Source organism: Stenotrophomonas sp. Steno-C15 (genome assembly GCF_056393265.1).
Window position 1 is genome coordinate 1 of sequence record NZ_JBWJPF010000037.1, and the last position, 26,883, is coordinate 26,883.

A 26,883-nucleotide genomic window follows, 5' to 3' on the forward strand; every position below is an offset into this window, starting at 1 on the left:
GTGCCCGGCGGATTCCGTGCGCGCCGCTGCGCTATACCGAAGGCAGCGTTGCCTTCAATCCACGCTGATCCAGTGCCTGCAGCACGCGTTCGATGATTACCAGGTTGTGGCCATGGGCGGCCCCCTCATGCAGCAGCACGATGGCGCCCGGGCGAAGATCCGGCAGCAGGCGCTCCAGCACGCGCTCGGGCGTACAGCCGACACCATCGAAGCCGCGGGCGCTCCATCCCACCCGCACCAGGCCCAGGCGGCGCAGCACCGGGCCCACGAACGGATTGGTCATGCCCACCACCGACCGGTACCAGCGCACCGGCGTGCCCGACAATGCCTGCAGCGCATGCTGGCAGCCTTCGATCTCCGCACGCATCGCCTTCGGTCCCAGTCGCCAGAAGCGCGCCTGCGGATGGCTGAAGCTGTGGTTGCCCAGATCGTGCCCGCGGCGCAGGATCTCGGCCACCAGCGCCGGCTGGGCCAGCGCCCGCTCGCCCACCAGGAAGAATGTCGCCCGCGCCTGATGCCGATCCAGCAGATCAAGCACGGCCAGCGTGTCCGCACCGGGACCGTCATCGATGGTCAGCCAGACCGCGGCGTCCGCCTGCGCCAGGCGGCTCAGCACCGGCGTGTAGAAGCGGCTGTTGGGCAGGAACACCGGCACGATGAACAGCGCGTGGCTGGCCACCATCAGCGGCAGACCCCAGTGCCATCCCGCCAGCACCCAGGCCAGGATCACCGCCAACTGCGACGCCACCAGCCAGGGCAGCCAGCGCCATGGCCGGGGCGGAATGCGATGCAATGTTCCTGCGCTGCTCATACCCCATGATGCCATGAGGGGTAGAATCGAAGATTCGAATTACTGGACCCCCGACTTCCCATGTCTCTCGATCCTGCCCTGCGTTCGCGCATCGAATCCCTCCTCAACGCCAACCGCGTCGTGCTGTTCATGAAGGGCCAGCCGTCGATGCCGCAGTGCGGCTTCTCGGCCAAGGCCGTGGGCGCGCTGCAGGACCTGGGCGTCGAGTTCGCTCACGTCAACGTGCTGGCCGACCAGGAAATCCGTGAAGGCATCAAGGCCTACGGCGACTGGCCGACCATCCCGCAGCTGTACATCGACGGCGAACTGGTCGGTGGCAGCGACATCGTGCTGCAGATGGCCGCCAGCGGCGAACTGAGCAGCGTGCTGGGCCTGCCCGCACCGGACCGTACCCCGCCGCGCATCACCGTCACCCCGGCCGCGGTGGAGATGCTCAAGGGCGCGCTGGCCGACGCCCCGGGCGCCGCCCTGCAGCTGAGCATCGATGCAGGCTTCCAGCCCAACTTCCAGCTCGCTCCGCATGACGAGGCTGCGATCGCCGCCGAATCCAATGGACTGCGCGTGCAGTTCGACCTGGCCAGCGCGCGCCGTGCCGAAGGCATCACCATCGACTGGGTGGACGACATCCGCGGCAAGGGCCTGGCCATCGACAACCCGAATGCACCCAAGCCGGTGCAGGAAATCAGCGTGCGCGACGCCGACGACCTGGTGCGCGCCGGCAACGCGATCCTGGTGGACGTGCGCCCGGCTGACGAGCGCGCCATCGCCGCCGTCGGCGTGCCGTTCAAGGTGTTCGACGGCAACGGCCGCGCCGAGCTGGAAGCACTGCCGAAGGACACCGCACTGGCCTTCCTGTGCCACCACGGTGGTCGCAGTGCGCAGGCTGCCGAGCAGTTCCGCGCGCTTGGCTTCACCAAGGTCTTCAACATCACCGGCGGCATCAACGCCTGGTCCGAAGAGGTGGACAACGGCGTGCCGAAGTACTGATCGGCTGCAGCGCGGAACAGGAGAACGCCGGCGCACGCCGGCGTTTTCCGTTTCCTGCCTGCCGCGCGCGTGGCTGGCGCCGCCCGGTCAGCCGGCAAACCCGCCTTCGGCCAGGTAGTCCAGTTCCTCCGGCGTGGGAATGCGGCCCAGCACGGCGTTGCGGTGCGGGAAGCGGCCAAAACGGCGGATGATGTCGCGATGCAGGTCGGCGTACTGCAGGTATTCCTTGTCACCCAGCGCGTCGAACATGGCCACCGAACGGTCCTGGTCCAGCGGATCCTCGGAATGCTCGAACGGCAGGTAGATGAAGGCCCGCAGCTTCGGAACCAGCTGCAGGTCCAGCCCTTCCTCGATGGCACGCATGGCGTAGTGCCGGGCCAGCCCATCGGTGGCGTAGGAGTGGGCGGTGCCACGGAAGCAGTTGCGCGGGAACTGGTCCAACAGCAGCATCAGGGCCAGCGCACCCTCGGCGCTGCCCAGCCAGTGTTCGCGCGCACGCGCGGCCGCAGCGAAATGCTCATCGAGGAACAATCGGCGGAACTGCGCGTCGAACGCATCGTCGCGGGCGAACCACTTCGCAGGGCCCGCCTCCTTCCAGAATTCCACCACCTGCGCGGCAACGTCCATTACCTACTCCCGGGCCCGGACGTCCCGCGCCCGGCCCTCATCATCATTCGTCGAAGCGCAGATGGCGGACCGACTTGCCGTTGCGCCGGATAAGCTTAAGCGCCTCGATGCCGATCTGGATATGGTTTTCCACGAACTGGGAGCTGACCTTGGCATCGGAGGCTTCGGTCTTGACCCCGTCGGGAATCATCGGCTGGTCCGAAACCAGCAGCAGGGCGCCGCTGGGGATGTGGTTGGCGAAGCCGGCGGCGAACACCGTGGCCGTTTCCATGTCGATGGCCATGCAGCGCATCGCGCGCAGCCGTTCCTTGAATGCCTCGTCGTGTTCCCAGACCCGCCGGTTGGTGGTGTAGACGGTACCGGTCCAGTAGTCGTGCCCCAGATCGCGGATCATGGTCGAGACCGCGCGCTGCAGGGCGAAGGCCGGCAGTGCCGGTACTTCCGGTGGCAGATAGTCGCCCGAAGTGCCTTCACCACGGATCGCGGCGATCGGCAGCACCAGGTCGCCCAGCTGGTTCTTGCGCTTCAGGCCCCCGCACTTGCCCAGGAACAATACCGCCTTGGGCATCACCGCCGACAGCAGGTCCATGATGATCGCGGCATTGGGGCTGCCCATGCCGAAGTTGATCATCGTGATGCCATCGCTGGTGGCGCTGGCCATGGGCCGGTCCAGGCCGACGATGGGCGCACCGGTCAGTTCGGAGAAGGTGTGCAGGTAGCCGCCGAAGTTGGTCAGCAGGACGTGCGGGCCGAACTGGTCCAGGGGCACGCCGGTATAGCGCGGCAGCCAGTTGTCGACGATTTCCTGCTTGCTCTTCATGCTCGGTCCGGAACGGCGGGGACCGCCTATTTTCGGCCAGTGGGGCGACGCCGTCGAGGCACGCGGTCGCACCCTGTGAAGAAGGTCACTTGGCAAGCCCACCGCTGCCCGGCTAGCGTCAGCGGTTGCTTACGTAGCCGAGGGGATCTGCATGACGTCGACGTTGTTGCGCGCCGGGCTGGGGCTGGCGCTGGTTACGCTGGCCGCCGCGCCAGCACTGAGCGCCTCGCGCTTCATGGCCGATCCTTACCCCAGCACCTATCGGGCGCAGCCCGATGCGCCGGTGCTGATCCACAACGCAACGGTGCTGACCGGCACCGGCCAGCGCCTGGACAATGCCGACGTCCTGCTGCGTGAGGGCCGCATCGTTGCTGTCGGCCAGCAGCTGCAGGCCGAGGCCGATGTCACCCGCATCGACGCGCAGGGCAAGTGGGTCACCCCCGGGCTGATCGACGTGCACTCGCACCTGGGCGTATATCCCAGCCCGGGGGTGGGCGCCCACAGCGATGGCAACGAGATGACCGCACCGGTGACGGCCAATGTCTGGGCGGAGCATTCGGTGTGGCCGCAGGATCCCGGCTTCGCTGCCGCCCTGGCCGGCGGCGTGACCAGCATGCAGGTGCTGCCCGGCTCGGCCAACCTCGTCGGTGGCCGCGGCGTGACCCTGAAGAATGTTCCGGCCATCACCTACCAGGCGATGAAGTTTCCCGGCGCGCCGTGGGGCCTGAAGATGGCCTGCGGCGAGAACCCCAAACGCGTCTATGGCGAAGGCAAGGGTGTGACGCCTGCTACGCGGATGGGCAACGTCGCCGGCTACCGCGCAGCCTTCATCGATGCCGCCGACTACATCACCAAGAACACGCCCAAGGCAGCCAAGCGCAAGCGCTGGTTCGGCAGCGACAAAGGTGACAGCGCGGGCGATGCCGGTGGCAAGCGCGATCTCAAGCTGGACACCCTGGCCGGCGCGATCCAGGGCGACATCCGCGTGCACATCCACTGCTACCGCGCCGATGAAATGGCCACCATGCTCGACCTGGCCAAGGAATTCGGTTTCAAGGTGGCAGCGTTCCACCACGGCGTGGAGGCCTACAAGCTGGCCGACCGGCTGGCGGCGGACGGCGTCTGCGGTGCACTGTGGGCCGACTGGTGGGGCTTCAAGATGGAAGCCTTCGATGGCATCCCCGAGAACATCGCGCTGGTGGACCGGGCGAAGAACAGCTGCGCCATCGTCCATTCCGATTCGCCCGAAGGCATCCAGCGCCTGAACCAGGAAGCCGCCAAGGTCATGGCCGCCGCGCGCCGCGCACGCATGGCCCCGATCACTCCTGAACATGCGATCACCTGGATGACCGCCAATGCCGCCAAGGCGCTGGGCATCGAGCGCCAGACCGGCACGCTGGAGCCCGGCAAGATGGCCGACGTGGTGGTGTGGAACGGCAATCCCTTCAGCTCCTACGCATTGGCCGAGCAGGTCTATGTCGATGGCCGCCGCCTGTACGACCGCAGTGCGTTGCCGGCAACGCCGCAGTCGGACTTCCAGCTCGGGCAGGAGGTGCACTGATGGCCGGTTCCATGCAGATGGCAAGGTCTTCCAGCCGCAACCGGGCATGGCTCGGCGCTGCGATCATGGTGCTGGCAGCCATCACCGGCACGGCATCGGCACAGGATCTGCTGGTGCGCGGCGCGACGGTTCACACCGCCGGCGCACGCGGCAGCCTGCAGCACGCCGATGTGCTGGTGCAGGGCGGCATCATCCGTGCCGTGGGTACGGGCCTGGCCGCACCGGCCGGCACGACCGTGGTTGAAGCCGATGGCCGCCCGCTCACGCCCGCGCTGTTCGGTGGCATCGCCGAGATCGGCATCGAGGAAGTCTCGGGAGAAGCGAGTACGGTCGACAGCAGCCTGAAGATCGGCGAGCAACCGCTGCGTCCGGAGTTCGACGTGACCCTGGCCTACAACCCCGCGTCGGTGCTCATTCCGGTGGCGCGACTGGAGGGCATCGGCTTCACCGCGCTGGGCGCCGTCACCGGCGGTGGCTTCGTGGCGGGCCAGGGCGGGGTGATGCGGCTCGATGGCAGCGCCGACCCGCTGGGTCCACGTGCGCTGTTCCTGCGGCTGGGCGCCGCAGCGTCGGAACTGACCGGTCATTCGCGTGCAGCACAGTGGATGCTGCTGCAGCAGATGGTGGATGAAGCGCGCGGCCAGGTCGCCGCCGATTCACCGCACGCCGTGCTGACACCGGCCGGTCGCCGCACACTGTCGCGCTATCTGGCCGGCCAGGGCCGCATCGTGGTTGAAATCGATCGCGCTGCCGATATCCGCCAGCTGCTGCGCTGGGCTGCACGCGAAAAGGTGAAGATCGCCCTGTCTGGAGCCAGCGAAGCCTGGCAGCTGGCGCCGGAGCTGGCTGCGGCCGGCGTGCCGGTGTTCGTCGACGTGCTGGCCAACCTGCCGGCCAGCTTCGACCAGATCGGCGCCACCCTGGAAAACGCGGCACGACTGCAGCGTGCGGGCGTGCCCGTCAGCTTCGTGCAACGTGGCGATGCCTCGCACAACGCACGCAAGATCCGCCAGCTCGCAGGCAATGCGGTAGCCCATGGCCTGCCCTGGGCCGACGGGCTGGCAGGCCTGACCCGGGTTCCCGCACAGGCGTTCGGGGTGGCCGACCAGATCGGCAGCATCGAGCCCGGCAAGCGCGCCGACCTGGTGCTGTGGGAAGGCGACCCGCTGGATGTGGCGCACTATGCCGAACAGGTCTGGATGGGAGGGCGGCCGATGCCGATGCGCTCGCGCCAGACCGACCTGCGCGACCGCTATCTGCAGCGCAACGCGCAGCCCTGACCGACGAGGAAAGCCCCATGGCCCCGCTGCACTGGTACTTCGATTTCGTCTCGCCCTACTCCTACCTGCACTGGCAGAAGGTCAAGCAACTGCCCCAGTTCGCACAGGTACAGCCGGTGCCGATCGCCTTCGGGGCGGTGCTGCAGCAGCTTGGCAATCTCGGCCCGGCCGAGATCCCGGCCAAGCGGCGCTTCATCTACCGCCAGTTGCTCTGGAACGCGCAGGCGGAAGGCGTGACGCTGCGCTTCCCGCCTGCCCACCCGTTCAACCCGCTGGCCGCTCTGCGGCTGTGCCTGGCCGCAGGCGGCGGCGCGCAGGCCGTGGACGTGCTGTTCGACTGGATCTGGCGCGAGGGCAACGCCGCCGACAGCGCCGAGGCGCTGCGCGAACCCGGCGCGCGGCTGGGCATCGCGGATGTGGCGGCCGCCACGGCAACCGCAGAGGTCAAGGAGCAGCTGCGGCGCAACACCGAGGCTGCGCTCGCGGCCGGCGTGTTCGGCGTACCGACCTTGGCCATCGGCGACGAGCTGTTCTGGGGCAATGACGCGCACCCGCTGATGGCCGCTGTGCTGGCCGATCCGGACCTGCTGAAGCAGCCGGAATGGCAGCGGGTGGAGGCCCTGCCGATCGCGGTACAGCGCAGACGCTGAACAGGGCGCCTGCGCTTCCCTCGCGCGCGGGCTCCCGTTTTGAGATATTTTTCACACTTCCGAACCAACAACCGCCCTGGAGGGGGAGCCGCGGATGCGCATCGGAATCGTCGTCGACTCGGCCTGCGACCTGCCGCAGGCGTTCATTGCCGAACACAACATCGTGCTGCTCCCGATCACCGTACGGATCGGCGAAGCCGTACTCGCCGACCACCGCGACGAACAGGCCACGCTCAGCTTCCTGCACGCACACGTGGCCGAACATGGTGCCGAGGCGGAGACCATCCCCTTCAGCGTCAACCAGATCCGTGACCTGTTCCTGCAGCAGCTGGTGATCGACTACGACCACGTCTTCTGCATGACCATCACCAAGACCCGCAGCCCGATCCACGACAACGCCCTGCAGGCCAGCTTCGCCATCCTCAACGACTACAAGCCGGTGCGGCAGGCCGCGGGCTACAACTCGCCCTTCGCACTGCGCGTGCTCGACACCCAGAACCTGTTCGCCGCGCAGGCGGTGACGGCGGTGGAAGCGGTTCGCCTGCGCGACAGCAACGCCAGCGTGCAGCAGATCCGCGAGCGGCTGGAGGAACTGGCCGGCAACGTGCATGGCTACATGGTCACCCGTGACCTGTATTACATGCGGGCCCGCGCGCGGCACAAGGGCGACCGCAGTGTCGGCCTGCTCAGTGCCGCGCTGGGCAGCGCACTGGACATCAAGCCGGTGCTGCACGGCTACCGCGGTGAGACCGGCCCGGTAGCCAAGATCAAGGGCTTCGACAATGCCGTGCAGAAGCTCTTCGCTGTGGTCGGCCAGCGCGTGCGCAGCGGACTGATGACACCGACAGTCTGCGTCAGCTATGGCGGTGAGCTGGAGGAGCTGCGCGCCCTGCCCGGCTACGCGCAGCTGACGGAGGTCTGCGCCACACACGGCGTCACCGTGTACGAATCGGTGATGAGCCTGACCGGCATGGTCAACGTCGGCAAGGGCGCCGTTACCGTGGGCTTTGCCGATGGACCGCATCGGTTCGAATGAGGGCGGGCGACGCCTGCATGCAGGTGCGCCGGATGTACACAAGCATTGCACCGCGTCTATGCCAGCCTTGCCGCACTTCAAGGAGATCACCATGCCTGCGCAGTACCACATCAGCCTTCCCGACCCGTCCAAGGCCCGCGGCAACGACCCCGACCTGTCCTTCCATTCGCAGGGCGCCGCCGGCTTTGCCGAAGAACTGCAGGACGCCCTACGCAGCGGCGCGCTGTTCGAGCGCTGGAAAGCCAAGCAACCCGATCCGGATGCAGTGGAGCCGCAGTGGGGCGTGACCGACCCGGACGCCACCGTAACCGGTGAGCAGAAGGACCTGCGCATCAACCTGGTGGCCACCACCCGCATCGACAGCGATGTGTTCAAGCAGCGCCTGCGTCTGCTGGCCGGCCATCACTGGGAACTGCGCGACGTGCGTTGAGCGGCGAACACGCTGGCGTCTGCTGGGCTTCGCCCGTCGAAGCCCTCATCGCGCGGACGTGGGGCGGGCCTGGCCGTATTCGGCCCGCAGCGCATCGCCACGGATGAAGTCCGTCATCAGCTGGAAGTACCCGGCCGGCTGCCGTGTCGATACACGTTCCCCGGCCGCATCCAGCTCGAACTCGTACATGCCATGATCGGCGTCTGCATACACGGCCGTGTAGATCGGCCGTCCCTGGCCCTGCAGAACCGCAAGACGCCTGAGCGTCTCTACCGGCGGCGCATCGCGGTCCTGCCCGCCAAAGATCCACAACTGCGGCACCTGCAGATGCGTGAGCACCGGTAAAGGGTCGTAATGGGCCGGCACCCCGTCCAGCAGCCGCGGCCCCTGCTCGCGCGCAGTGACCTCCGGAGTCGACAACAGATACCCGGCAATGTTCCCGCGTACCGCAGGGAACCAGGGCGCATGCTGGTAACGCTGCTTCACCTCCGCCAGTACATCGAATCCCTCGGTGAATCCGCTTTCGACGATGGTCGCCACCGCATCGGCGATCTGCATCGCCTGCGCAGTGGCTTCCGCGCCCTGGCCGGCCCGCTGCATGTCGAAGGCGATCGCCTCGCGGTCTTCCTCCAGCGGCGAGACCGCCAGGCCGAAGCTGATCACGATGAAATCCACAGGCTCGATGCGTGCCGCCAGCGGCGCCACCCACCCACCCTGGCTGCCGGCCTGGTAGCCGACCCGCTGCGCACGTGCCCCCGCCAGCCGGCGTGCTTCGCGCGTGGCCAGGATCAGATCATTGGCCAGGGTCAGGTAGTTCTGCGTGTACCGCCCGCCAGAGCGTCCCGTGCCCCGCTTGTCGTACGCGAACACGGCGATGCCGGCACTGGCGAACTCGCGCTGCAGCGAGTAGCGCTCCAGCGCGGAGCTGTTCTCCGCACCATGCACCAGCACCACCAGTGGAACCGGCGCATCGCCCGGAGGCAGCGTCAGCCGCCCCTGCAGCGTTGCGCCGGCACCGCTGAAACGGGTGTCGATCTGCCGCAGCGGAATGCGCTCGCCCTTCATTCCATCGACGCTGATGCCGCGCTTCCCACAGTCCGTGAGCACCATCCGGTGCCCGTCCGGCTGCCCGGTCCAGCCGCGGGTACTGGTCCAGGCATCGCCCGCGGTGCGCTGCAGTGCGCCGCTGCGACCATCTGGCGTGCGCCACCGCAGTTGATCGCCCGCACCCGGGCCGATGTCCAGCGTACTGCCATCGGCCATCCGATAGCTCGCAGCGGCGCAAGGCGACGCCGCCGTGGCCGCGACCGCCTGCGCACTGAAGGCCATCGCGCTCCACGCGGCCAGCGACACCAGGGTTCTGTGCATGTCTGCTCCTCTCCACACTGGTGGGTGACGGTGAACCGGCTCCCGCGTGATCGCCAGCGCGGTGCGACGGAGTGCGGGTACCGCCGACGAAGGCGCGTCCGCGGGCGACAGCCACCAGCGGCAGAACCGCGTTCCCTTGGCGAATGCGCGGGGCGGGGTCTAGTGGCCGTCTGCACCGGCCGGCGCTGCGCCCTGCATCGCCACACGATTGCGTCCCGCGCGTTTGGCCACATACAACGCCGCATCCGCATCGGCGAGCAGCTGCCCGGCATCGGCTGTTGCCGGCGGATGCAGGAATGCGATGCCGATGCTGATGCTGACCCGCCCTTCCGGCAGCTGCAGCGCTTCCACCGCGCGTCGCAGCCGCTCGGCCAAGGCCTGTACGCCGTCCAACGCCGTGCCTGGCACGATCACCGCGAATTCCTCACCGCCGTAACGCGCCACGCTGTCGCCCGCACGCCCGGCGCTGTGCTGCAGCAGCGCCGCCACGGCCTGCAGGCAACGGTCGCCGGCGGGATGACCATGGGCATCATTGAACGCCTTGAAATGATCGATATCGACCAGCAGCAGCGCCAGTTCGCTGCCGCTCCGCCGCGCCCGGTTCCATTCGGCCTGCAGTTCGGCATCGAACTGGCGGCGGTTGGCTACGCCGGTCAGGCCATCCTGGCGCGCGAGCTGGTCGAGCCCGGCCTGCCGTTCCAGCAGATCGATCTGCAGAAGCGCACTGCGCAGGCTGAACCCCAACGTGGCCAGAACGAATCCAGCCAATGCCAGGGGCCTGGCATGGTCCACCACCAGGGTGCCCACCACCAGCAGCAGCAGCGGCAGGATGATCGGGCCGCCGGCCTGCACCAGCCGGGCCAGCCGCGGCTGCAGCACGAATCCGGTAGCTGGCGACCGCCGCAGTGCCAGCAGCGCGAGCAACAGGAACGGCACGTCGATCAGCAGATCGTTGTAGGCGCCGAAAGACTGTTCGGAGGTGAAGTGGTTGATGTAGTAGGCCACCAGCAGATAGGCCAGCGCGTACAGCGCCAGCGCGCGGAACACGCTGCGTCGCTCCGGGACATCACAGGACACCCAGCGCACGATGGCAAAGACAGCGATGCACAGGTTCTGGATATCGAACATGCGCTGCATGTTGGCCAGCGCCTGGTCGTCGATGCCGACATGGTCGGCAAATGACTGGGTATGCACGAAGAACAGCACGCCCAGCAGGGCCGCCATGATTCCGTCGATCACGCTGATGGCCCAGCGCTCCCGCCGCGAGCGGGCCAGGATGAACACCAGCGGCACGCCATACAGCACGTACAGCAGCAGGCTGGCGCCCGGGGTGATGTCGGGGCGGTCGGCACGGAGTGCATCGAGCATGTTGATGCCCATGCCCCCCGCCCACAGCAGCAGTGCCAGCGCGATGGCACGCCAGCCCAGCGCGGCGCGATCCGCACGCGCGCGCCACAGGCATGCGGCGGCGGCCAGCAGCGGCGCGCCGGTGAGGAACACGAACGAACCCAGGCCTGCCGGCCCCGGCCACAGGGCCACGACCAGGCCATGGCCGAACACGTACAGCAGCGCCAGCACTACCGGCATGCATCCCCCACTGCGCAAGCCTGTCTGCACGCACGATAGCGCGACAGGCCGCCATGGAGGCGTGATCCACGCCACACCTGCTTCCCCTGCCCCTGCGCCGGGCATGGCGCGGCGCTACATCGACGCAGGCGGTCCGTCGCGCCGGGGCATGCGCGGTTGCGTCCCCGGGACCGCAGCTGTCACGCGGGCTATTCAGCCGTGCAGCGCGCGGGCGTGGTGAGCGATGTGCTCGCCGATGAAGCTGGCGATGAAGTAATAGCTGTGGTCGTAGCCATCCTGCAGGCGCAGGGTCAGCGGATGGCCGACGGCGTCGCAGGCCTGCTGCAGGCGCTGCGGCTGCAGCTGGCTCTGCAGGAACTCATCGGCCCCGCCCTGGTCCACCAGCAGCGGCAAGCGTTCGCTGGCCGCAGCGATCAGTTCGCAGGCATCCCACGCGGCCCAGTCGGCGCGGTTGTCGCCCAGATAGGCCTGGAACGCCTTCTGTCCCCAGGGCACCTGGCTGGGGGCAACAATCGGCGAAAATGCCGACACGCTGCGGTAACGCCCCGGATTGCGCAGCGCGACCACCAGTGCACCGTGACCTCCCATCGAGTGACCACTGATCGCGCGTGCCCCGGTCACCGCGAAGTTCGCCTCGATCAGCGCCGGCAGTTCCTGCGCCACATAGTCATGCATGCGGTAGTGCTTGGACCACGGCTCGCGGGTGGCGTTGAGGTAGAAGCCGGCACCCTTGCCCAGATCGTAGCCCTCCGCGTCGGCGACATCGTCGCCACGCGGGCTGGTGTCGGGCGCGACCATAATCACGCCATGTTCGGCCGCATAGCGCTGCGCGCCCGCCTTGGTGATGACGTTCTGTTCGGTGCAGGTCAGTCCGCTCAGCCAGTACAGCACCGGCAGCGCCTGCGTTTCCGCCTGCGGCGGCAGGTAAACGGCGAACTGCATGTCGCAGCCCAGCGTGGACGAGGGATGACGGTACACGTCCTGCCAACCGCCGAAGCAGGCACGATGTTCGATGCGTTCCATGGTGTCTCTCCAGAAGGGTGGCAGCCCTGATGGCCTGCCACCCGGGATGGCTCAGTAGTGCACGACCGAACGGATCGACTTGCCTTCGTGCATCAGATCGAAGGCATCGTTGATCCCGTCCAGATCCATGGTGTGGGTGACGAACGGCGCCAGTTCGATGTCGCCCTTCATCGCGTCCTCCACCATGCCCGGCAGCTGGCTGCGACCCTTGACGCCACCGAAGGCCGTGCCCATCCACTTGCGGCCGGTGACCAGCTGGAAGGGACGGGTGGAGATTTCCTGGCCGGCGCCGGCCACGCCGATCACTACGCTCTGGCCCCAGCCACGGTGCGCGCATTCCAGCGCCGCGCGCATCACGTTGACGTTGCCGATGCACTCGAAGCTGTGGTCCACGCCCCAGGTGGTCATTTCAACAATGACCTGCTGGATCGGCTTGTCGAAGTCCTTCGGATTGATGCAGTCGGTCGCACCGAACTCACGCGCCAGCTCGAACTTGGACGGATTGGTATCCACCGCGATGATGCGGCCGGCCTTGGCCTGGCGCGCGCCCTGGATCACGGCCAGGCCGATGCCGCCGAGGCCGAACACTGCCACGCTGTCGCCTTCCTGCACCTTGGCCGTGTTGTGCACCGCACCGATGCCGGTAGTGACACCGCAGCCGAGCAGGCAGACATGTTCCGGGTTCGCCTGCGGATTGATCTTCGCCAGCGAGACTTCGGCCACCACTGTGTACTCGCTGAACGTCGAGCAGCCCATGTAGTGATAGATCGGCTCGCCGTTGTAGCTGAAGCGGCTGGTGCCATCGGGCATCACGCCCTTGCCCTGGGTCGCGCGTACCGACACGCACAGGTTGGTCTTGCCACTCTTGCAGAACAGGCATTCGCCGCACTCGGCGGTGTACAGCGGAATCACGTGGTCACCCGGCTTGACGCTGGTCACGCCCTCGCCTACTTCCACCACGATGCCGGCACCTTCATGGCCCAGCACCACCGGGAACAGACCTTCCGGATCATCCCCTGACAGGGTGAACGCATCGGTGTGGCAGACGCCGGTGTGGGTGATCTTGACCAGCACTTCGCCGGCCTTCGGCGGGGCGACGTCGATCTCGACGATCTGCAGCGGCTGGCCGGGAGCAAAGGCGACGGCGGCACGGGATTTCATGGTGGGATTCTCCAAAGACAGGCAGTAACAGATGGACGACGCTATGCTGCGCCGTTGCTTATTTCAGGTACGAGCGGATCAGCCCGCTCATCTCGCGCACGCGCTCGGCGCGCTGTTCATCGGACGCTGCGGGTTGTCCGAACTCTTCGCGCAGGTGGGCTTCCATCACCTCGGACATCAGCCCGTTGACCGCCCCGCGGATGGCGGCGATCTGCTGCAGCACGGGCCCGCAGTCGGCGCCGGCTTCCAGCGCACGGTCCAGTGCATCGCACTGGCCGCGGATGCGGCGCACGCGGGCCAGGACCTTCTTCTTCTCTTCGGGAGAGTGCGGCATGGCAGGGTGACTCAGGAACTATACTGGGGGATAGTATACACAGGTGGCGGAAAGGTACATCCTGCGCCTCAGCGCAGGCGGTGCGCGGGTACGCCCTCGTGCGTCATCTTCACCGGCAGGATGCGGCCCTGCGCGTCGAAGTACAGGCGATCGATCGCGGTGACGCGGGCATTGCGGTCGGTCTGGTGGAGCGGCCGGCGGTGGTAGACGATGTACCACGTGTCATCGCCGGGCGCGTGGATCAGGGAGTGGTGCCCGGCGCTGGTCGCGATGGCCGGGTCCTGCTGCAGGACCCGGCCGATGCGTGTGAACGGCCCGGTCGGCGCGTCGGCGATCGCATAGGCCACCGAGTAGTCCGGCTCGCCCCAGCCGCCTTCGGACCACATGAAGTAGTAGCGACCGCCCCGCTTGAACATCAGCGGACCTTCCACGTACTCCGGCGCCGGCGTGATCTCCTTGAACAGCGTGCCGTCGTCCCAGGGCAGCAGGCCGCTGAAATCCGCCTTCAGGCGCACGATGTTGGCGTGCTTCCAGCCGCCATAGATCATGTACCAGGCACCATCGTCATCCTTGAACACATACTGGTCGATCGGCTGCGCGCCATTGTGGAACGCGCCCACCAGTGGCTTGCCGAGCAGATCGCGGTAAGGCCCTTCGGGCTGGTCGGCCACGGCCACGCCGATGCCACCGGTCTCGCCGTCGTTCTGGATGTCATTGGCGGAGAAGAAGAAGAAGTAGCGCCCGTCGTTGGCCACCACCGAGGGTGCCCACAACGCCTGCCTGGCCCAGGGAATGTTCTCGATGGACAGCACGCTGTCGTGCCGGCGCCAGTGCACCAGGTCGGGCGACGAAAAGGCATCGAAGGCAACCTGTTCTGCATAGGGCCGCGAGCGCGTGGGGAAGATCCAGTAGGTGCTGCCGAATACGGCCGCCTCCGGGTCCGCGTACCAGCCCGGCAGGATCGGATTGCCGGACATCACCGGTGCCTGGCTGTCACGCGCATCCGCGATGCCGACGCCAGTGGCTGCGAGCAGCACGGCCAGTGCGGCCCCCCTCCCCCATTCGCGCAGTCCCATCAGAGCCACTCCCATGCAGGTTCGATCGCTCGAGTCTAGAACGATCGCCGGCGCCTTTCCGCGACGCGCTGCCTCAAACCGCGCACCCTCTTGATCGACGGGAATCATCGGCGCATGGTGCCTGGCACAACGCAGGACCCGGGCCATGATCCCCTTCATCATCAATCTGGACGTTCCGGACCTCGCGGCCGCCGAGGCGTTCTACACACGCGCCTTCGGCCTCCATGCCGGGCGCCGTCTCGGCCCGGAGGTGCTGGAACTGCTGGGCGGCCCGACACCGCTCTATCTGCTGCAGAACGAAGCGGGCAGCGCAGCTACCGTCGACGGTGACGTGCGGGATTACGAACGTCACTGGACCGCGCTGCACATCGACTGGATCGTGGAGGACCTCGACGCCGCCCTTGCCCAGGCGTTGGCGGCAGGCGCGGCGCTCGAGCAGGCGCCACGCGAGCGTTCATGGGGGCGCATCGCAATGCTGGCGGATCCGTTCGGACACGGCTTCTGCCTGATCCAGTTCACCGGCCCCGGCTACGACGCCTTGCTGGATTGATCGGCGGAATGCACCGGGCCCGCCGCCAGCATCAGCGCACGTAGGCGAATGATTCGTCCAGCCGCTCGAATCCGATCAGCTGCTGCACCAGCGCCTGCGCCTGATCCTCATCGATCTCTCCCTGCTCGATCTCTGCGCTGCGTGCAAACAGGGCCTCCAGCGCAGTGGCCTGGTCGTCCCGCAGCCACGCGCGATGCGAGCCCAGCCAGCGCTGGAGATTGTCGGCCAGGTCACCGTGCGACAACAGCGTGTAGGGGGCCTCGTAGTCCGCCACTGCCTCCACCATCTTGCGGAACAGGAAATCCTGAAGGTTGCGGGCCAGTACGTCAGCGCGATCATCGTCGTGCCACACCAGCAGCACCGGCGGCTCGTCGCAGCCCGGCGCATTGGTCCAGAAGCAGTAGCTGTCACCGGCCCCCGTGCGGGCGAACGGCAGCAGCTGCAGATCCTCGCGCAATGGGTTGTAGTGATCCTCTGCAGTCAGCTCCTGCCAGGCCTCGAGCAGTTCGCCACGCTCAAGCGGCTCGTAATCCTGCGCATACAGCAGAATCGGCGGCACCGGTTGCAGCTCCGGAAGGAACACCTGCGCCCATTGCGGATGGGTCGCCCCCCAGCTCAGCCGGTCTTCCGTATCGAGCCGGTGGTAGAGAGCAGGAAAGGTCTGGCCGGTGGCCAGTTCGATCTCGGCAAGCGTATGCATGAACGTCCCTGTGATTGGATCGGCGCGCACTTTACCTCGACAGGCAGCGTCCGCGCAGGCATGGCTCTATTCGCGCAGCATGTCCACGAATGCGCGCAAGGCCGACGCCATCTGCCGTTGCCTGGGGTAATACAGCACGAAGCCGGGAAACGGTTCGCTCCAGTCCTGCAGTACCGCCACCATCCGCCCGGCCTCGATGTGCGGGCGCGCGGCATCCTCGAGAACATAGGCCAGGCCGAAGCCATCCAGCACCGCGCGCATGATGGTGGTCTGCTCGCTCAGCGTCAGTCGCCCACGCACGTCGATTTCCAGCGACTGCCCATCGCGGTCGAACTGCCACTTGTACAGGTGACCGCTGGCGAAGCGGAAGCGGATGCATTCGTGCTGCAGCAGGTCGCGGGGATGCTGCGGTGCCGGGTGCCGGCGCAGATACTCGGGCGAGGCCACGATCATGCCGTGCAGGGCCGGGCCCAACGGCACGGCCACCATGTCCTCGGGCACGAACTCATGCAGCCGCACGCCGGCATCGAAGCCTTCGGCAACGATGTCCACCAGCCCATCGTTCTCGGTCAGCTCCAGGCGCACATCGGGGTGCGCGCGCAGGAAGCGGGTCAGGCGTGGGCCGAGCTGGGTCGGCACTGCCGCGCGGGCCGCGTTGATGCGCAGCAGGCCCGTCGGGCTGTCCCTGAACTGGTTCATTTCCTCCAGCGCCTCGTGCACCTGGCCCAGCGCCGGCTGCAACCGGTCCAGCAGGCGCTGCCCGGCCTCGGTCAGGGCCACGCTGCGGGTAGTGCGATGGAACAGGCCCACCCCCAACCGCTCTTCCAGTGCCCGGATCGCATAGCTCACCGCCGAGGTCGACAGGGCCAGTTCGGCGCCGGCCCGGCGGAAGCTGCGGTGGCGGGCCACCGCCGCGAAGGCGGCCAGGTGGGTGAGATTGTCAGTGGCCATGATTGTGCAGTCTGCCTTGATGAATCATGCCGATATCCACGCTTTGTGGGCGGGTATGAGGGGCGTATTGTAAAACGCCTTTCCACAAACCCCGCCAAGGATTCCCCATGTCCCTCGCCCATGGTTATGCGGTGCGTACCAATACCGCTCCGCTCGAGCCCTTCACCTTCGAACGCCGCGCTGTCGGCGCCAACGATGTCCGCATCGAAGTGCTGTACAGCGGCATCTGCCACTCCGACCTGCACCAGGCCCGCGACGACTGGGGCGGCGCGGAGTACCCGATGGTTCCCGGCCACGAAATCATCGGCCGCGTGGTCGAAGTCGGTCCGGCCGTCACCCGCCTCAGCGTCGGCGATATCGCCGGCGTCGGCTGCATGGTGGATTCCTGTCGCCATTGCGATGCCTGCGACCACGACCTTGAGCAGTACTGCGAAAAGGGTCCGACCTATACCTACAACAGCCGCGACCGCAATACCGGTGAGCTGACGATGGGCGGCTACTCCGACCACATCGTGGTCGAGCAGCGCTTCGTGGTGAAGGTCTCCGAGACGCTGGACCTGAAGGCCGCCGCGCCGCTGCTGTGCGCCGGCATCACCACCTACTCGCCGCTGCGCCATTGGAAGGTCGGCCCCGGCCAGAAGGTGGGCGTGATCGGCCTGGGTGGCCTGGGCCACATGGGCGTGAAGTTTGCCAAGGCGATGGGCGCCACCGTAGTGATGATCACCACCACCCCGGAAAAGGGCGCCGACGCCAAGCGCCTGGGCGCGGACGAGGTGCTGGTCTCGCGCGATCCGGCGCAGATGAAGGCGCACGCCAACAGCTTCGACTTCCTGCTCAACACCGTGCCGGTCAGCCATGACACCAACCCGTACATGAGCCTGCTCAAGCGCGATGCCACCATGTGCCTGGTCGGCGTCATCACCGAGCTGGACCCGCCCCTGATGGGTGCCAGCGTGATCTTCGGCCGCAAGCACGTCACCGGCTCGGCCATCGGCGGCATGGCCGAGACCCAGGAAATGATGGATTTCTGCGCCGAGCACAACATCGTCAGCGATGTTGAGGTGATCGACATCAAGGATGTCAACCACGCGTGGGAACGCATGGCGAAGAACGATGTGCGCTATCGCTTCGTGATCGACATGGCCAGCCTCAAGGCCTGACGGCCCGGCTGATGGAATGAAAAACCCCGGCGTGGAGGCCGGGGTTTTTTCTGCGCGCAACACCCGCCGGGCATGGCCCGGCGGCCGCATTCAGTACGCGAATTCCCGGAACACCGGGTCCACGTTGCCGTGCCAGCGACCATGGAACAGCGCCAGCTTGCGCTCGGCCGGTGTCAGGCCGGATTCGACGATCTCCTGCAGCACATCCAGGAACTTGCTCTCGTCCTGGCCATCGGCATTGCGCGCGGCGCGGCGCTTCAGGCCTTCAACGGAAATCTTCACCGCCTCGCGCGCCAGATCGCGCACGGTGCCATCGCGGAACGGCAGGTTCATCGCATGCTTCGGCACGCCGTCGCGCAGGACATGGCGCTCGGCCAGGGTGAAGTCACGCACCAGATCCCAGGCCGCATCCAGCGCGGTGTCGTCGTACAGCAGGCCGACCCAGAACGCCGGCAGGGCGCACAGGCGGCTCCACGGACCGCCATCGGCGCCCCGCATCTCCAGATACTTCTTCAGGCGCACTTCCGGGAACGCCGTGGTCGTGTGGTCCGACCAGTCGCGCAGGGTCGGCAACTCGCCCGGCAGCACCGGCAACCGGCCCTGCATGAAATCGCGGAAGCTCTGCCCGCTGGCATCGTGGTAGATGCCATCGCGGTAGGAGAAGTACATCGGCACGTCCAGCAGGTAATCGACGTAACGCTCATAGCCGAAGCCATCCTCGAACACGAAGTCGAGCATGCCGGTGCGGTCGGCGTCGGTGTCGGTCCAGATGTGCGATCGATAGCTCAGGTAGCCGTTCGGCTTGCCTTCGGTGAACGGCGAGTCGGCGAACAGCGCGGTGGCGATCGGCTGCAGTGCCAGCGAAACGCGGAACTTTTTCACCATGTCCGCTTCGCTGGCGTAGTCCAGGTTGACCTGCACCGTGCAGGTACGGGTCATCATGTCCAGGCCGAGCGAACCGACCTTGGGCATGTACGCGCGCATGATCCTGTAGCGGCCCTTCGGCATCCACGGCATCTCATCGCGCGCCCACTTCGGCTGGAAGCCCATGCCCAGGAAGCCCAGCTGGAGCTCGCCGGCCACCTGCGCCACTTCGTTCAGATGGGTACCGGTCTCCACACAGGTCTGGTGGATGGTCTCCAGCGCCGCGCCGGACAGTTCCAGCTGGCCGGCCGGTTCCAGCGTCACCGACGCGCCATCGCGCAGCAGGGCGATGGTGTTGCCGTTTTCCTGCACGGGTTCCCAGCCGAAACGGACCAGGCCGTTGAGCAGGGCCTCGATGCCACGCTCGCCTTCAAAGGCCGGCGGTCGCAGGTCGTCCAGGCGGAAGCCGAACTTCTCGTGCTCGGTGCCGATGCGCCACTGCGCGCGGGGCTTTTCGCCGGAGGCGATCACCTCCACCAGCTGCGAGCGGTCGGTAATGGGCGTATCGGCGACGTGGCTGGGGCTCGACAAGGGGAAGACTCGCTGTACGGTGACGGGGGATGTGGGGCTGGGAGCCTTCCATCGCAAGGGCGCACTATAGCGTGGCGCCCCGTCGCAGCATGCGACGGAGACGGGTTTCAGCATCCTACCGACGACCTCTTGACCCTCGTACACTGCAAGGCATGACCCGTCATTCGCGCCATCCGGAACGACACAGGGCCGACCGCGTCGGCTGGCTGCGCGCCGCCGTGCTCGGCGCCAACGACGGCATCGTTTCAGTGGCAGGGCTGGTGGTCGGCGTTGCCGCCAGTGGCGCATCGGCCAGCACCCTGCTGGCCACCGGCCTGGCGGGCACGGTCGCAGGGGCGATGTCGATGGCCGCCGGCGAGTACGTCTCGGTGCAGACCCAGGCCGACACCGAAGGCGCCGACCTGGCGATGGAGAAGCGCGAACTGCAGGATGATCCGCACAGCGAGCTGGAAGAGCTAGCCGCCATCTACCGCCATCGCGGCCTGGCCCCGGCGCTGGCGCGGCAGGTGGCCGAACAGCTCACCGCCCATGATGCCCTCGGTGCACACGCTCGCGACGAACTGGGCATCACCGATACCCTGCGCGCCCGGCCGCTGCAGGCCGCACTGGCCTCGGCCGCAGCCTTCACCTGTGGGGCGGCCCTGCCGGTGCTGACCGCACTGCTGGCACCGGCCGACTCCGTGGCAGGGGTGACCACCGCCAGCACCCTGCTGGGCCTGTGCGTGACCGGCGCGATGGCGGCCCGCGCTGGAGGTGCGCCTGCCCTGCGCGGCGCCCTGCGCGTCATGTTCTGGGGCGCACTCGCAATGGCTGCAGCCGCCGGCGTCGGCCGGCTGCTGGGAGCCCACGTGACATGACCACGATGCTGCCCGCAGCAACGGCGCTGCTGGCCGAGATGTCTTCGCTGGCCGGTTGTGATCGCGCCGAGGGTTATGCCTGCATCACCGCACGGCGCGAGCATGGCGCCAGCTCGGTGGAGATCCCGCAACCGCAGTTCGCGATCCTGCTGGAAGGACGCAAGCAGGTACGTACCGCACACCAGACGCTGGAGTTCGCGCCCGGCGACATACTGCTGCTGACCCAGCGTTGCCGCATCGACGTGGTCAACCGTCCAGACCCGCGCAGCGGCCGTTACCTCAGCGCCATCGTGCCGCTGTGTGCGGAAGTGCTGGCCGCGGCGCGGACACTGTGGAACGAGGAACTGCCCAACGCTGGTCCGTCGATGGCGCGATTGTCGCTGGCCGAACATGGCGCCGTGCTGCGCCGCTGGCGGCAATCGCTGCAGGACGGTCATTACAGCGACGCCCGGCTGGCCCTGGCCTCGATGGTGCTGACCCTGTGCCGGCAGGGCCACGGCAACCTGCTGCTGCCCACGGCACCGACACTGGGTGAGCAGATACGGGATCGTGTCGCCGCTGAACCTGCGCGCGACTGGCAATCGCGTGATCTGGAGGAGCAGTTCGCCCTGAGCGGCGCCACCCTGCGTCGCCGGCTGGCGGCCGAGCGTACCAGCCTGCGCCAGCTGCTGACCGAGGCACGACTGGCCCACGCCATGCAGTTGCTGTACACCACCGACCTGCCGCTGAAGACCGTGGCCGCGCGCGCGGGCTACCGTTCCGCGGCCAGTTTCAGCAAGCGCTTCGCCGAGCAGTACGGACTGGCTCCTACAGACATCTGAGGGGGTCAGGCAGGGCTGCGCCCTGCACCCGCAGAGGCAACGGCCGAAGCAACAGCAACAGCGGGCTATCCGTGGGAGGGCGGGGCACTGTGGATGGCCAGGACACGCCGTAAACCCATCCATGGGGGCTCGATGGCGCCATCCATGGCGCCAACGGTCCTGCCCACCCACAGTGCCCCGCCTTCGACAGATTCCGGCGGCTGATCGAATGAAATTCCGGGGTCAGATCCGTTTTCCTGCGGAAAACGGATCTGACCCCAAGCGCATTTCCGACAGATCGTGGAAAACTGTCGAAGGCGGGGTGGGTCCGGTTGCGGGGGAGTGAGCGCCATGGATGGCGCGACCGAGCCTACAGGGACGTATTTACGGCGTCCCCCGCAGCCGGACCCACCCCGCCATCCACGGATAGCCCGCTGTTGCTTCGGCCGTTGCCTCTGCGGGTGCAGGGCGCAGCCCTGCCAGCCCCCACTCCCTGAGCATTCCGCGCAGCGGTTTGAGCGCCGCGCGCACGCCGGCCACGGCACGCTAGCCGCAACGGAACCGCCCGTCCTCCATCGAGAACCCTCATGACCCTGCATCACCTGCCGCTGCACGGCGCCCTGCTGCTGGCCCTGGCTGCGCTGCCGCTGACCGCACTCGCCGAAGCCACCTCACCCGCACCCACCCGGCAGATGCCCGGCGTCTATCACCACCGCATAGGCACCCTGCAGGTCACCGCCCTGTTCGATGGCGTGGTCGCACTCGGCCGGCAGGAAGTGGTCGACGTGCCGCCGACGCTGGTCACCCGCCTGCTGGAAGGCCGCTATGTCCCCGAAGACAGCAAGGGCCTCCAGACCGCAGTCAATGCTTACCTGATCCGCCAGGGCAATCACCTCACCCTGGTCGACACGGGCACCGCACAGTGCTTCGGTCCCGGCCTGGGCCAGGTACTGGGCAACCTGCGTGCCGCAGGCGTGGATCCCGCCGAGGTGGACGACATCCTGCTGACCCACGCCCACCCCGACCATCTGTGCGGCGTGCTCGACGCGCAGGGCAGGCCGGCCTATCCGAACGCGACGCTGTGGCTGTCCAGGGCCGACGCGGACTACTGGCTCAACCCGGCCAGCGAAACCACCGCACCGGAGGGCGTGCGCTTTGCCTTCCCGCTCGCCCGAACCGCCGTGGCGCCTTATCAGGCCAGCGGCCACCTGCGTACCTTCCAGCCAGGCGATGCCCTCCCCGGCGGTGCCCTGGCGATGGATACCCATGGCCACACCCCCGGCCACGTCTCTTACCGGTTCGACAGCCAGGGCCAGTCACTGCTGGTGTGGGGCGACGTGCTGCACTTCCACGCGGTGCAGTTCGCCCACCCGGAAGCCGCGTTCGAGGCCGATTCGGACCGCAAGGCGGCCACGGCCAGCCGCCGCAGTCTGTTGCAGCAGGCCACCGCCGGGGCGTGGTGGGTGGCGGGTGCGCATCTGCCTTTCCCGGGCCTCGGCCACGTGCGCAGGGACGGCCAGGCCTATGCCTGGGTGCCGGCGGAGTATTCGCCATTGTGAGGGTGTGCCGACCAAGGTCGGCCCCCACCGATCCGGTAGCGCCGGGCCATGCCCGGCGGGCGAGAGGTTATTCCAGGCCCAGCCAGCCACCGATCACGGCACGGGCTTCGTCCACGCCGGTGCGGTCCTCACCGGAAAACACCTGCACGCTGACGCTGTCGCCGTAGGCCGACTGCAGTTCCTTGCGCACCTTCTGCAGTGTCTGCATCTGCTGGCCGCGGCCCAGCTTGTCGGCCTTGGTCAGCAGCGCATGCGCCGGCAGGCCGCGCTGTACGGCGTAAGACAGCATCTGGCGGTCGTAGTCCTTCAGCGGGTGGCGGATGTCCATCACCACCACCAGCCCCTTCAGTGCCTCCCGGGTACGGAAGTACCGGTCGATGAAGGCCTGCCAGTGCGCCTGCAGCTCCAGCGGCACCTTGGCGTAGCCGTAGCCGGGAAGGTCGACCAGGCTTGCTTCCGGGGTGATCTGGAAGAACACCAGCTGCTGCGTGCGGCCGGGGGTCTTGGAGACGCGGGCCAGGGCATTCTGCCGGGTCAACGCATTGAGGGCGCTGGACTTGCCGGCGTTGGAGCGGCCGGCGAAGGCCACTTCGGCCCCTTCGTCGGGCGGCAGCTGCCGCGCGTTGTGGGCCGAGAGGTGGTAACGGGCGCGTTCAAGGAGCAATGACATGCGCATAGGATCGCATGTTGCGGCGCCGCGCGCCCGTGCCGACGGCCCCAGCGGGGATTTTGCTGCACTGCTTCGTTGACCGTGCGTGGAAACGCCGTTGATAATCCGGACGATGCCGGCGGCCACCGCCCGGCCCGGTCCATACGGAGCTTTAGCATGCGCCACGCTCGCGTTCTTGCCGTATCCGCCCTTGCCACTGCTGTCGTGGTTGCCGCCGCTGCGTTCGCGCAGACCACGTTGACCCCGCTGCCCGACAACGGGCCGATCAACACCGCCTCGCTGGAGGTGGATTTCAGCAAGACGACCTGGGGCGATGCCAAGGCTGGCCAGGGCAAGGCTGCGGCCTGCGCGGCCTGCCATGGTGCCGACGGCAATTCCACGGTCGAGATGTACCCGTCCATCGCCGGGCAGAGCGAGCGCTATGTCGCCCAGCAGATGGCCCTGATCGCCAACGGCCAGCGCAGCTCCGGTGCGGCAGTGGCGATGGTGCCGTTCGTGCAGAACCTCACCCCGCAGGACATGCGCGACATCGGCGCGTTCTTCGCCACGCAGAAGGCCACCGCCGGCATCGCCGACGACACGGCGGTGACCGAAGGCCCCTACAAGGGCATGAAGTTCTACCAGATCGGCCAGCAGCTGTACCGCGGCGGCGACGCGTCGCGCGGGCTGCCGGCCTGCATGGCCTGTCACGGCCCCAGCGGCGCCGGCAACCCGGGCCCGGCCTACCCGCATATCGGTGGCCAGCACGCCAGCTATGTCGCGCGCCGCCTGCAGGAGTACCAGGCCGGGCAGACCAACGAAACCGACAAGGCACACTTCCAGATCATGGCCGCGGTGGCACAGAAGCTGACCGAACAGGAAGTGCAGGCGCTGTCCAGCTACCTGCAGGGCCTGCACAACCGGGCCGACGACGTGGCCACCGAAGCCACGCCGGCACGACCGGCCGCCGCCCCTTGACCGCCACTGGTCGGCCCGGGCCGCCACCGCGGCCCGCGCCTGCGGTATGTTTCCTTCACGCCGGCGACTGCGCCGGCGTTGCTTTTTCAACGGAGATGCGTGTCGATGAGGTTGATTCCCCGCCTGCTGTTGTCCCTGCTGGTGCTGCTGCCGATGGCCGCCAGTGCCGCCCCTGCCGCAGCCCCGCTGGTCGAAGGTCGCGACTACGAGCGCATCGCCCAGGCCGGTCCGTTCCAGCCGCTCGCCGGCAAGATCGAAGTGGTCGAGGTGTTCGGCTACACCTGCCCGCACTGCGCGCGTTTCGAACCACAGCTGGAAGCCTGGGCGGCCAAGCTGCCGGCGGATGTGCGCTTCACTCCGGTGCCGGCGGCGTTCGGGGGCGCCTGGGATGCCTGGGCGCTGGCCTATTACGCCGCCGAAGAAGTCGGCGTCGCCAAGCGCAGCCATGCGGCCGTGTTCAAGGCACTGCACGAGCAGGGCACCCTGCCGATGCAGAATGTCTCGGCCGATGAGCTCGCCACCTTCTACAAGGGCTACGGCGTGGCGCCCGAGCGCTACATCCAGGCCCTGCGGGGCGACGCCGTGCAGAAGAAGGTCGATGCAGCGCGGGCATTCGCCCAGCGTACCCGCATCCCCGGTACCCCGGCGCTGATCATCAACGGCCAGTATCTGGTCCGCGGCAACAGCTTCGACGACCAGCTGCGCATTGCCTCGGCGCTGATCGCCCAGGTCCGCGCCAACCGCGGCCGCTGAACCAACGCCCACTCCCGACACGGCGCTGTCGCCGCCGCGTGTCATCATTTCCCCCTGGCCGGCGCCCGCCGCCGGCCCCACCATTCCAGATGCTGGAGACGCTTCCATGAAGATCCGCTACGCCCTCGCACTCGCAGCGCTGCTGCCGATCCTGGCGGCCTGCAAGGCCGACGACGGCACCGCCAACACCTCCGCCGCCCCGGCCGAGCCGACCACCACCCCGGCCAGCACCGACCCCGCTGCGGCACCGGCCACTGACAACGCAGGCGCGGCCCCGGCAGCCGAAGGCGAGAAGGCCGCCGAAGCCGCTCCGGCGGCCGCTCCGGCCCCGACCACCACCGCGCTGACCGGTCCGGCGCCGGTGGCCGGTGAGGACTACCAGGAAATTCCGAACGGCCAGCCCTTCCAGCCGGTTGCCGGCAAGGTCGAAGTGGTCGAGATCTTCGGCTACGTCTGCCCGGCCTGCGCCGCCTTCCAGCCGCTGGTCGGCCCGTGGAAAGCCGGTCTGCCGGGCGACGTGAACTTCGTCTACGTGCCCGCCATGTTCGGCGGCACCTGGGACGACTACGCCCGTGCCTTCTATGCCGCGCAGACGCTGGGCGTGCAGGAGAAGACCCACGAGGCGCTGTACGCCGCCATCCACTCGCAGAAGACCCTGAAGGGCGAACGCGGCCGTGATTCGGTCGAGGACATCGCCAAGTTCTACGCCGGCTACGGCGTCGATCCGAAGCAGTTCGCCGCCACCATGGGCAGCTTCGCGGTGAATGCCAAGACCAACTCGGCCAAGCAGTTCGCGCAGCGCAGCCAGATCAGCGGCACCCCGTCGATCATCGTCAATGGCAAGTACCTGGTGAAGGGCAAGAGCTTCCCGGACATGCTGCGCATCGCCGACCACCTGATCGCCCGCGAGCGCGGTGCGGCCCAGGCTCACTGATCCAAGAGAAGCTGTCCCCGGCCGTGAATTCCCCCTCTACACGGACCCTGCGTCTGCTGACGGCCAACATCCAGGCCGGCTCCAGTACCCGCCGCTACAGCGACTATGTGACCCGCAGCTGGTCACATGCGCTGCCGGCGGGTCGCAAGCGCAGCAGTCTTGATGCGATTGCCACACTGGCGCGTGGGCACGACATCGTTGGCCTGCAGGAAGCCGATCCAGGCAGCCTGCGTTCGGGCTTCACCAACCAGACCCACTACCTGGCCCAGCGTGCCGGCTTCAACTACTGGAGCCACCAGCCGAACCGGCGCATGGGCGGGGTTGCATCCAGTGCCAACGGCCTGCTGAGCAAACTGGAGCCGGTGGAGGTGCAGGACCACGCCCTGCCCGGCCGCATCGGCGGGCGTGGCGTGCTGCTGGCCAGGTTCGGTGATGGCAGGGACGGCCTGGCCGTGGCCGTGGCCCACCTCTCGCTGGGTGCCGGTTCGCGGATGGCACAGCTCGGTTTCATCGCCGAGCTGCTGTCCGACCACCCCAATGCCGTGCTGATGGGTGACTTCAACTGCCTGGCCGAACGGCCGGAAATGCAGGTGCTGTACCAGAAGACGCGGCTGCAGCCTCCAGGCTGCATCGTGCCGACATTCCCCAGCTGGCGCCCGGACCGCGCCATCGACCACATCCTGGTCAGCAGCAGCCTGCAGACCCGCGCGGTCGAAGCCGTACCGGCGGCCTTCTCGGACCATCTGGCGCTGGCCATGGCCATCGACGTACCGGCCAGCGCCCTGC

At 67.7% G+C, this 26,883-nt stretch carries 28 protein-coding genes; 15 read left to right on the top strand and 13 right to left on the bottom strand.

Annotated features, from left to right (window positions below):
- Window positions 1–31 precede the first annotated feature (31 nt).
- Complete coding sequence (locus tag AC06FB_RS17995; protein WP_478053953.1) at window positions 32–811, bottom strand: polysaccharide deacetylase family protein; 780 nt, start codon at window positions 809–811, stop codon at window positions 32–34.
- Between the two features lie 60 nt (window positions 812–871).
- Here AC06FB_RS17995 and grxD point away from each other — a divergent pair, with 60 nt between their 5' ends.
- Window positions 872–1,798, top strand: coding sequence for a Grx4 family monothiol glutaredoxin (grxD, locus tag AC06FB_RS18000; protein ID WP_053517428.1), 927 nt, complete (start codon window positions 872–874; stop codon window positions 1,796–1,798).
- Between the two features lie 87 nt (window positions 1,799–1,885).
- Here the strand turns inward: grxD and AC06FB_RS18005 are convergent, their stop codons facing one another.
- Both AC06FB_RS18005 and AC06FB_RS18010 read right to left on the bottom strand, forming a co-directional pair.
- Window positions 1,886–2,425, bottom strand: coding sequence for a DUF924 family protein (locus AC06FB_RS18005; RefSeq protein WP_111186169.1), 540 nt, complete (start codon window positions 2,423–2,425; stop codon window positions 1,886–1,888).
- Window positions 2,426–2,468: 43 nt separating this feature from the next.
- A complete protein-coding gene (locus AC06FB_RS18010; protein ID WP_053517431.1) occupies window positions 2,469–3,245 on the bottom strand; it encodes an AMP nucleosidase in 777 nt (258 codons plus the stop codon).
- 151 nt (window positions 3,246–3,396) lie between these two features.
- Between AC06FB_RS18010 and AC06FB_RS18015 the strand changes: the two genes are divergently transcribed.
- From AC06FB_RS18015 to AC06FB_RS18035, 5 genes are all read left to right on the top strand, one after another.
- Window positions 3,397–4,806: an amidohydrolase gene (locus tag AC06FB_RS18015; RefSeq protein WP_478053954.1), complete on the top strand. Its 1,410-nt coding sequence runs from the start codon at window positions 3,397–3,399 to the stop codon at window positions 4,804–4,806.
- An 11-nt stretch (window positions 4,807–4,817) separates the two neighbouring features.
- Window positions 4,818–6,086 carry an amidohydrolase family protein gene (locus AC06FB_RS18020; RefSeq protein ID WP_428999649.1) on the top strand — a complete coding sequence of 423 codons (1,269 nt, stop codon included), beginning with the start codon at window positions 4,818–4,820 and terminating at the stop codon, window positions 6,084–6,086.
- A 17-nt stretch (window positions 6,087–6,103) separates the two neighbouring features.
- Window positions 6,104–6,736: a 2-hydroxychromene-2-carboxylate isomerase gene (locus AC06FB_RS18025; protein ID WP_065181734.1), complete on the top strand. Its 633-nt coding sequence runs from the start codon at window positions 6,104–6,106 to the stop codon at window positions 6,734–6,736.
- Between the two features lie 94 nt (window positions 6,737–6,830).
- A complete protein-coding gene (locus AC06FB_RS18030; protein ID WP_312556469.1) occupies window positions 6,831–7,772 on the top strand; it encodes a DegV family protein in 942 nt (313 codons plus the stop codon).
- A gap of 91 nt (window positions 7,773–7,863) precedes the next feature.
- A complete protein-coding gene (locus AC06FB_RS18035) occupies window positions 7,864–8,202 on the top strand; it encodes a hypothetical protein (RefSeq protein WP_053443843.1) in 339 nt (112 codons plus the stop codon).
- A 45-nt stretch (window positions 8,203–8,247) separates the two neighbouring features.
- Here the strand turns inward: AC06FB_RS18035 and AC06FB_RS18040 are convergent, their stop codons facing one another.
- The 6 genes from AC06FB_RS18040 to AC06FB_RS18065 form a co-directional block, all read right to left on the bottom strand.
- Window positions 8,248–9,570 (bottom strand): alpha/beta hydrolase family protein, encoded by a 1,323-nt coding sequence (locus tag AC06FB_RS18040; protein WP_478053955.1) that lies wholly within the window; start codon window positions 9,568–9,570, stop codon window positions 8,248–8,250.
- 159 nt (window positions 9,571–9,729) lie between these two features.
- Entirely contained in the window at window positions 9,730–11,157 is a 1,428-nt protein-coding gene (locus tag AC06FB_RS18045) for a GGDEF domain-containing protein (protein WP_478053956.1), read from the bottom strand.
- A gap of 192 nt (window positions 11,158–11,349) precedes the next feature.
- Window positions 11,350–12,180, bottom strand: coding sequence for an S-formylglutathione hydrolase (gene fghA / locus AC06FB_RS18050; protein WP_263175724.1), 831 nt, complete (start codon window positions 12,178–12,180; stop codon window positions 11,350–11,352).
- 51 nt (window positions 12,181–12,231) lie between these two features.
- Complete coding sequence (locus tag AC06FB_RS18055; RefSeq protein WP_065175135.1) at window positions 12,232–13,341, bottom strand: S-(hydroxymethyl)glutathione dehydrogenase/class III alcohol dehydrogenase; 1,110 nt, start codon at window positions 13,339–13,341, stop codon at window positions 12,232–12,234.
- A 58-nt stretch (window positions 13,342–13,399) separates the two neighbouring features.
- A complete protein-coding gene (locus AC06FB_RS18060; protein WP_053517440.1) occupies window positions 13,400–13,675 on the bottom strand; it encodes a metal/formaldehyde-sensitive transcriptional repressor in 276 nt (91 codons plus the stop codon).
- 68 nt (window positions 13,676–13,743) lie between these two features.
- A complete protein-coding gene (locus AC06FB_RS18065; RefSeq protein WP_478053957.1) occupies window positions 13,744–14,766 on the bottom strand; it encodes a glycoside hydrolase family 43 protein in 1,023 nt (340 codons plus the stop codon).
- A gap of 130 nt (window positions 14,767–14,896) precedes the next feature.
- On the opposite strand from AC06FB_RS18065, the gene AC06FB_RS18070 reads away from it, so the two are divergent.
- Entirely contained in the window at window positions 14,897–15,301 is a 405-nt protein-coding gene (locus tag AC06FB_RS18070; protein ID WP_065175136.1) for a VOC family protein, read from the top strand.
- A gap of 31 nt (window positions 15,302–15,332) precedes the next feature.
- Here the strand turns inward: AC06FB_RS18070 and AC06FB_RS18075 are convergent, their stop codons facing one another.
- Together AC06FB_RS18075 and AC06FB_RS18080 are read right to left on the bottom strand one after the other, a co-directional pair.
- On the bottom strand, window positions 15,333–16,001 hold the full coding sequence (locus AC06FB_RS18075; protein WP_478053958.1) for an SMI1/KNR4 family protein: 669 nt from the start codon (window positions 15,999–16,001) through the stop codon (window positions 15,333–15,335).
- A gap of 66 nt (window positions 16,002–16,067) precedes the next feature.
- Window positions 16,068–16,952 carry a LysR family transcriptional regulator gene (locus tag AC06FB_RS18080; protein WP_478053959.1) on the bottom strand — a complete coding sequence of 295 codons (885 nt, stop codon included), beginning with the start codon at window positions 16,950–16,952 and terminating at the stop codon, window positions 16,068–16,070.
- 107 nt (window positions 16,953–17,059) lie between these two features.
- On the opposite strand from AC06FB_RS18080, the gene AC06FB_RS18085 reads away from it, so the two are divergent.
- Window positions 17,060–18,112, top strand: coding sequence for an NAD(P)-dependent alcohol dehydrogenase (locus tag AC06FB_RS18085; RefSeq protein ID WP_053517445.1), 1,053 nt, complete (start codon window positions 17,060–17,062; stop codon window positions 18,110–18,112).
- A 90-nt stretch (window positions 18,113–18,202) separates the two neighbouring features.
- Here the strand turns inward: AC06FB_RS18085 and AC06FB_RS18090 are convergent, their stop codons facing one another.
- Complete coding sequence (locus tag AC06FB_RS18090) at window positions 18,203–19,567, bottom strand: glutamate--cysteine ligase (RefSeq protein WP_065175138.1); 1,365 nt, start codon at window positions 19,565–19,567, stop codon at window positions 18,203–18,205.
- A 152-nt stretch (window positions 19,568–19,719) separates the two neighbouring features.
- Between AC06FB_RS18090 and AC06FB_RS18095 the strand changes: the two genes are divergently transcribed.
- The 3 genes from AC06FB_RS18095 (at window position 19,720) to AC06FB_RS18105 (ending at window position 22,783) form a co-directional block, all read left to right on the top strand.
- Window positions 19,720–20,424, top strand: a complete 705-nt coding sequence (locus AC06FB_RS18095; protein ID WP_065175139.1) for a VIT1/CCC1 transporter family protein — start codon at window positions 19,720–19,722, stop codon at window positions 20,422–20,424.
- Entirely contained in the window at window positions 20,421–21,245 is an 825-nt protein-coding gene (locus AC06FB_RS18100) for a helix-turn-helix transcriptional regulator (protein ID WP_460255992.1), read from the top strand. The genes AC06FB_RS18095 and AC06FB_RS18100 overlap by 4 nt, the downstream gene beginning before the upstream one ends.
- A 566-nt stretch (window positions 21,246–21,811) precedes the next feature.
- Entirely contained in the window at window positions 21,812–22,783 is a 972-nt protein-coding gene (locus AC06FB_RS18105) for an MBL fold metallo-hydrolase (protein ID WP_478053960.1), read from the top strand.
- A 67-nt stretch (window positions 22,784–22,850) separates the two neighbouring features.
- On the opposite strand, the gene yihA is transcribed toward AC06FB_RS18105, so the two are convergent.
- Window positions 22,851–23,453 (bottom strand): ribosome biogenesis GTP-binding protein YihA/YsxC, encoded by a 603-nt coding sequence (gene yihA, locus AC06FB_RS18110; RefSeq protein WP_053519877.1) that lies wholly within the window; start codon window positions 23,451–23,453, stop codon window positions 22,851–22,853.
- Between the two features lie 156 nt (window positions 23,454–23,609).
- On the opposite strand from yihA, the gene AC06FB_RS18115 reads away from it, so the two are divergent.
- From AC06FB_RS18115 to AC06FB_RS18130, 4 genes are all read left to right on the top strand, one after another.
- Window positions 23,610–24,410, top strand: coding sequence for a c-type cytochrome (locus AC06FB_RS18115; protein ID WP_065175142.1), 801 nt, complete (start codon window positions 23,610–23,612; stop codon window positions 24,408–24,410).
- A 105-nt stretch (window positions 24,411–24,515) separates the two neighbouring features.
- Window positions 24,516–25,163 (top strand): thiol:disulfide interchange protein DsbA/DsbL, encoded by a 648-nt coding sequence (locus tag AC06FB_RS18120; protein ID WP_193396784.1) that lies wholly within the window; start codon window positions 24,516–24,518, stop codon window positions 25,161–25,163.
- 106 nt (window positions 25,164–25,269) lie between these two features.
- Window positions 25,270–26,097 carry a thiol:disulfide interchange protein DsbA/DsbL gene (locus AC06FB_RS18125; RefSeq protein WP_053519866.1) on the top strand — a complete coding sequence of 276 codons (828 nt, stop codon included), beginning with the start codon at window positions 25,270–25,272 and terminating at the stop codon, window positions 26,095–26,097.
- A 53-nt stretch (window positions 26,098–26,150) separates the two neighbouring features.
- On the top strand, window positions 26,151–26,883 hold a 733-nt coding region (locus AC06FB_RS18130), incomplete at its 3' end, for an endonuclease/exonuclease/phosphatase family protein (protein WP_478053961.1).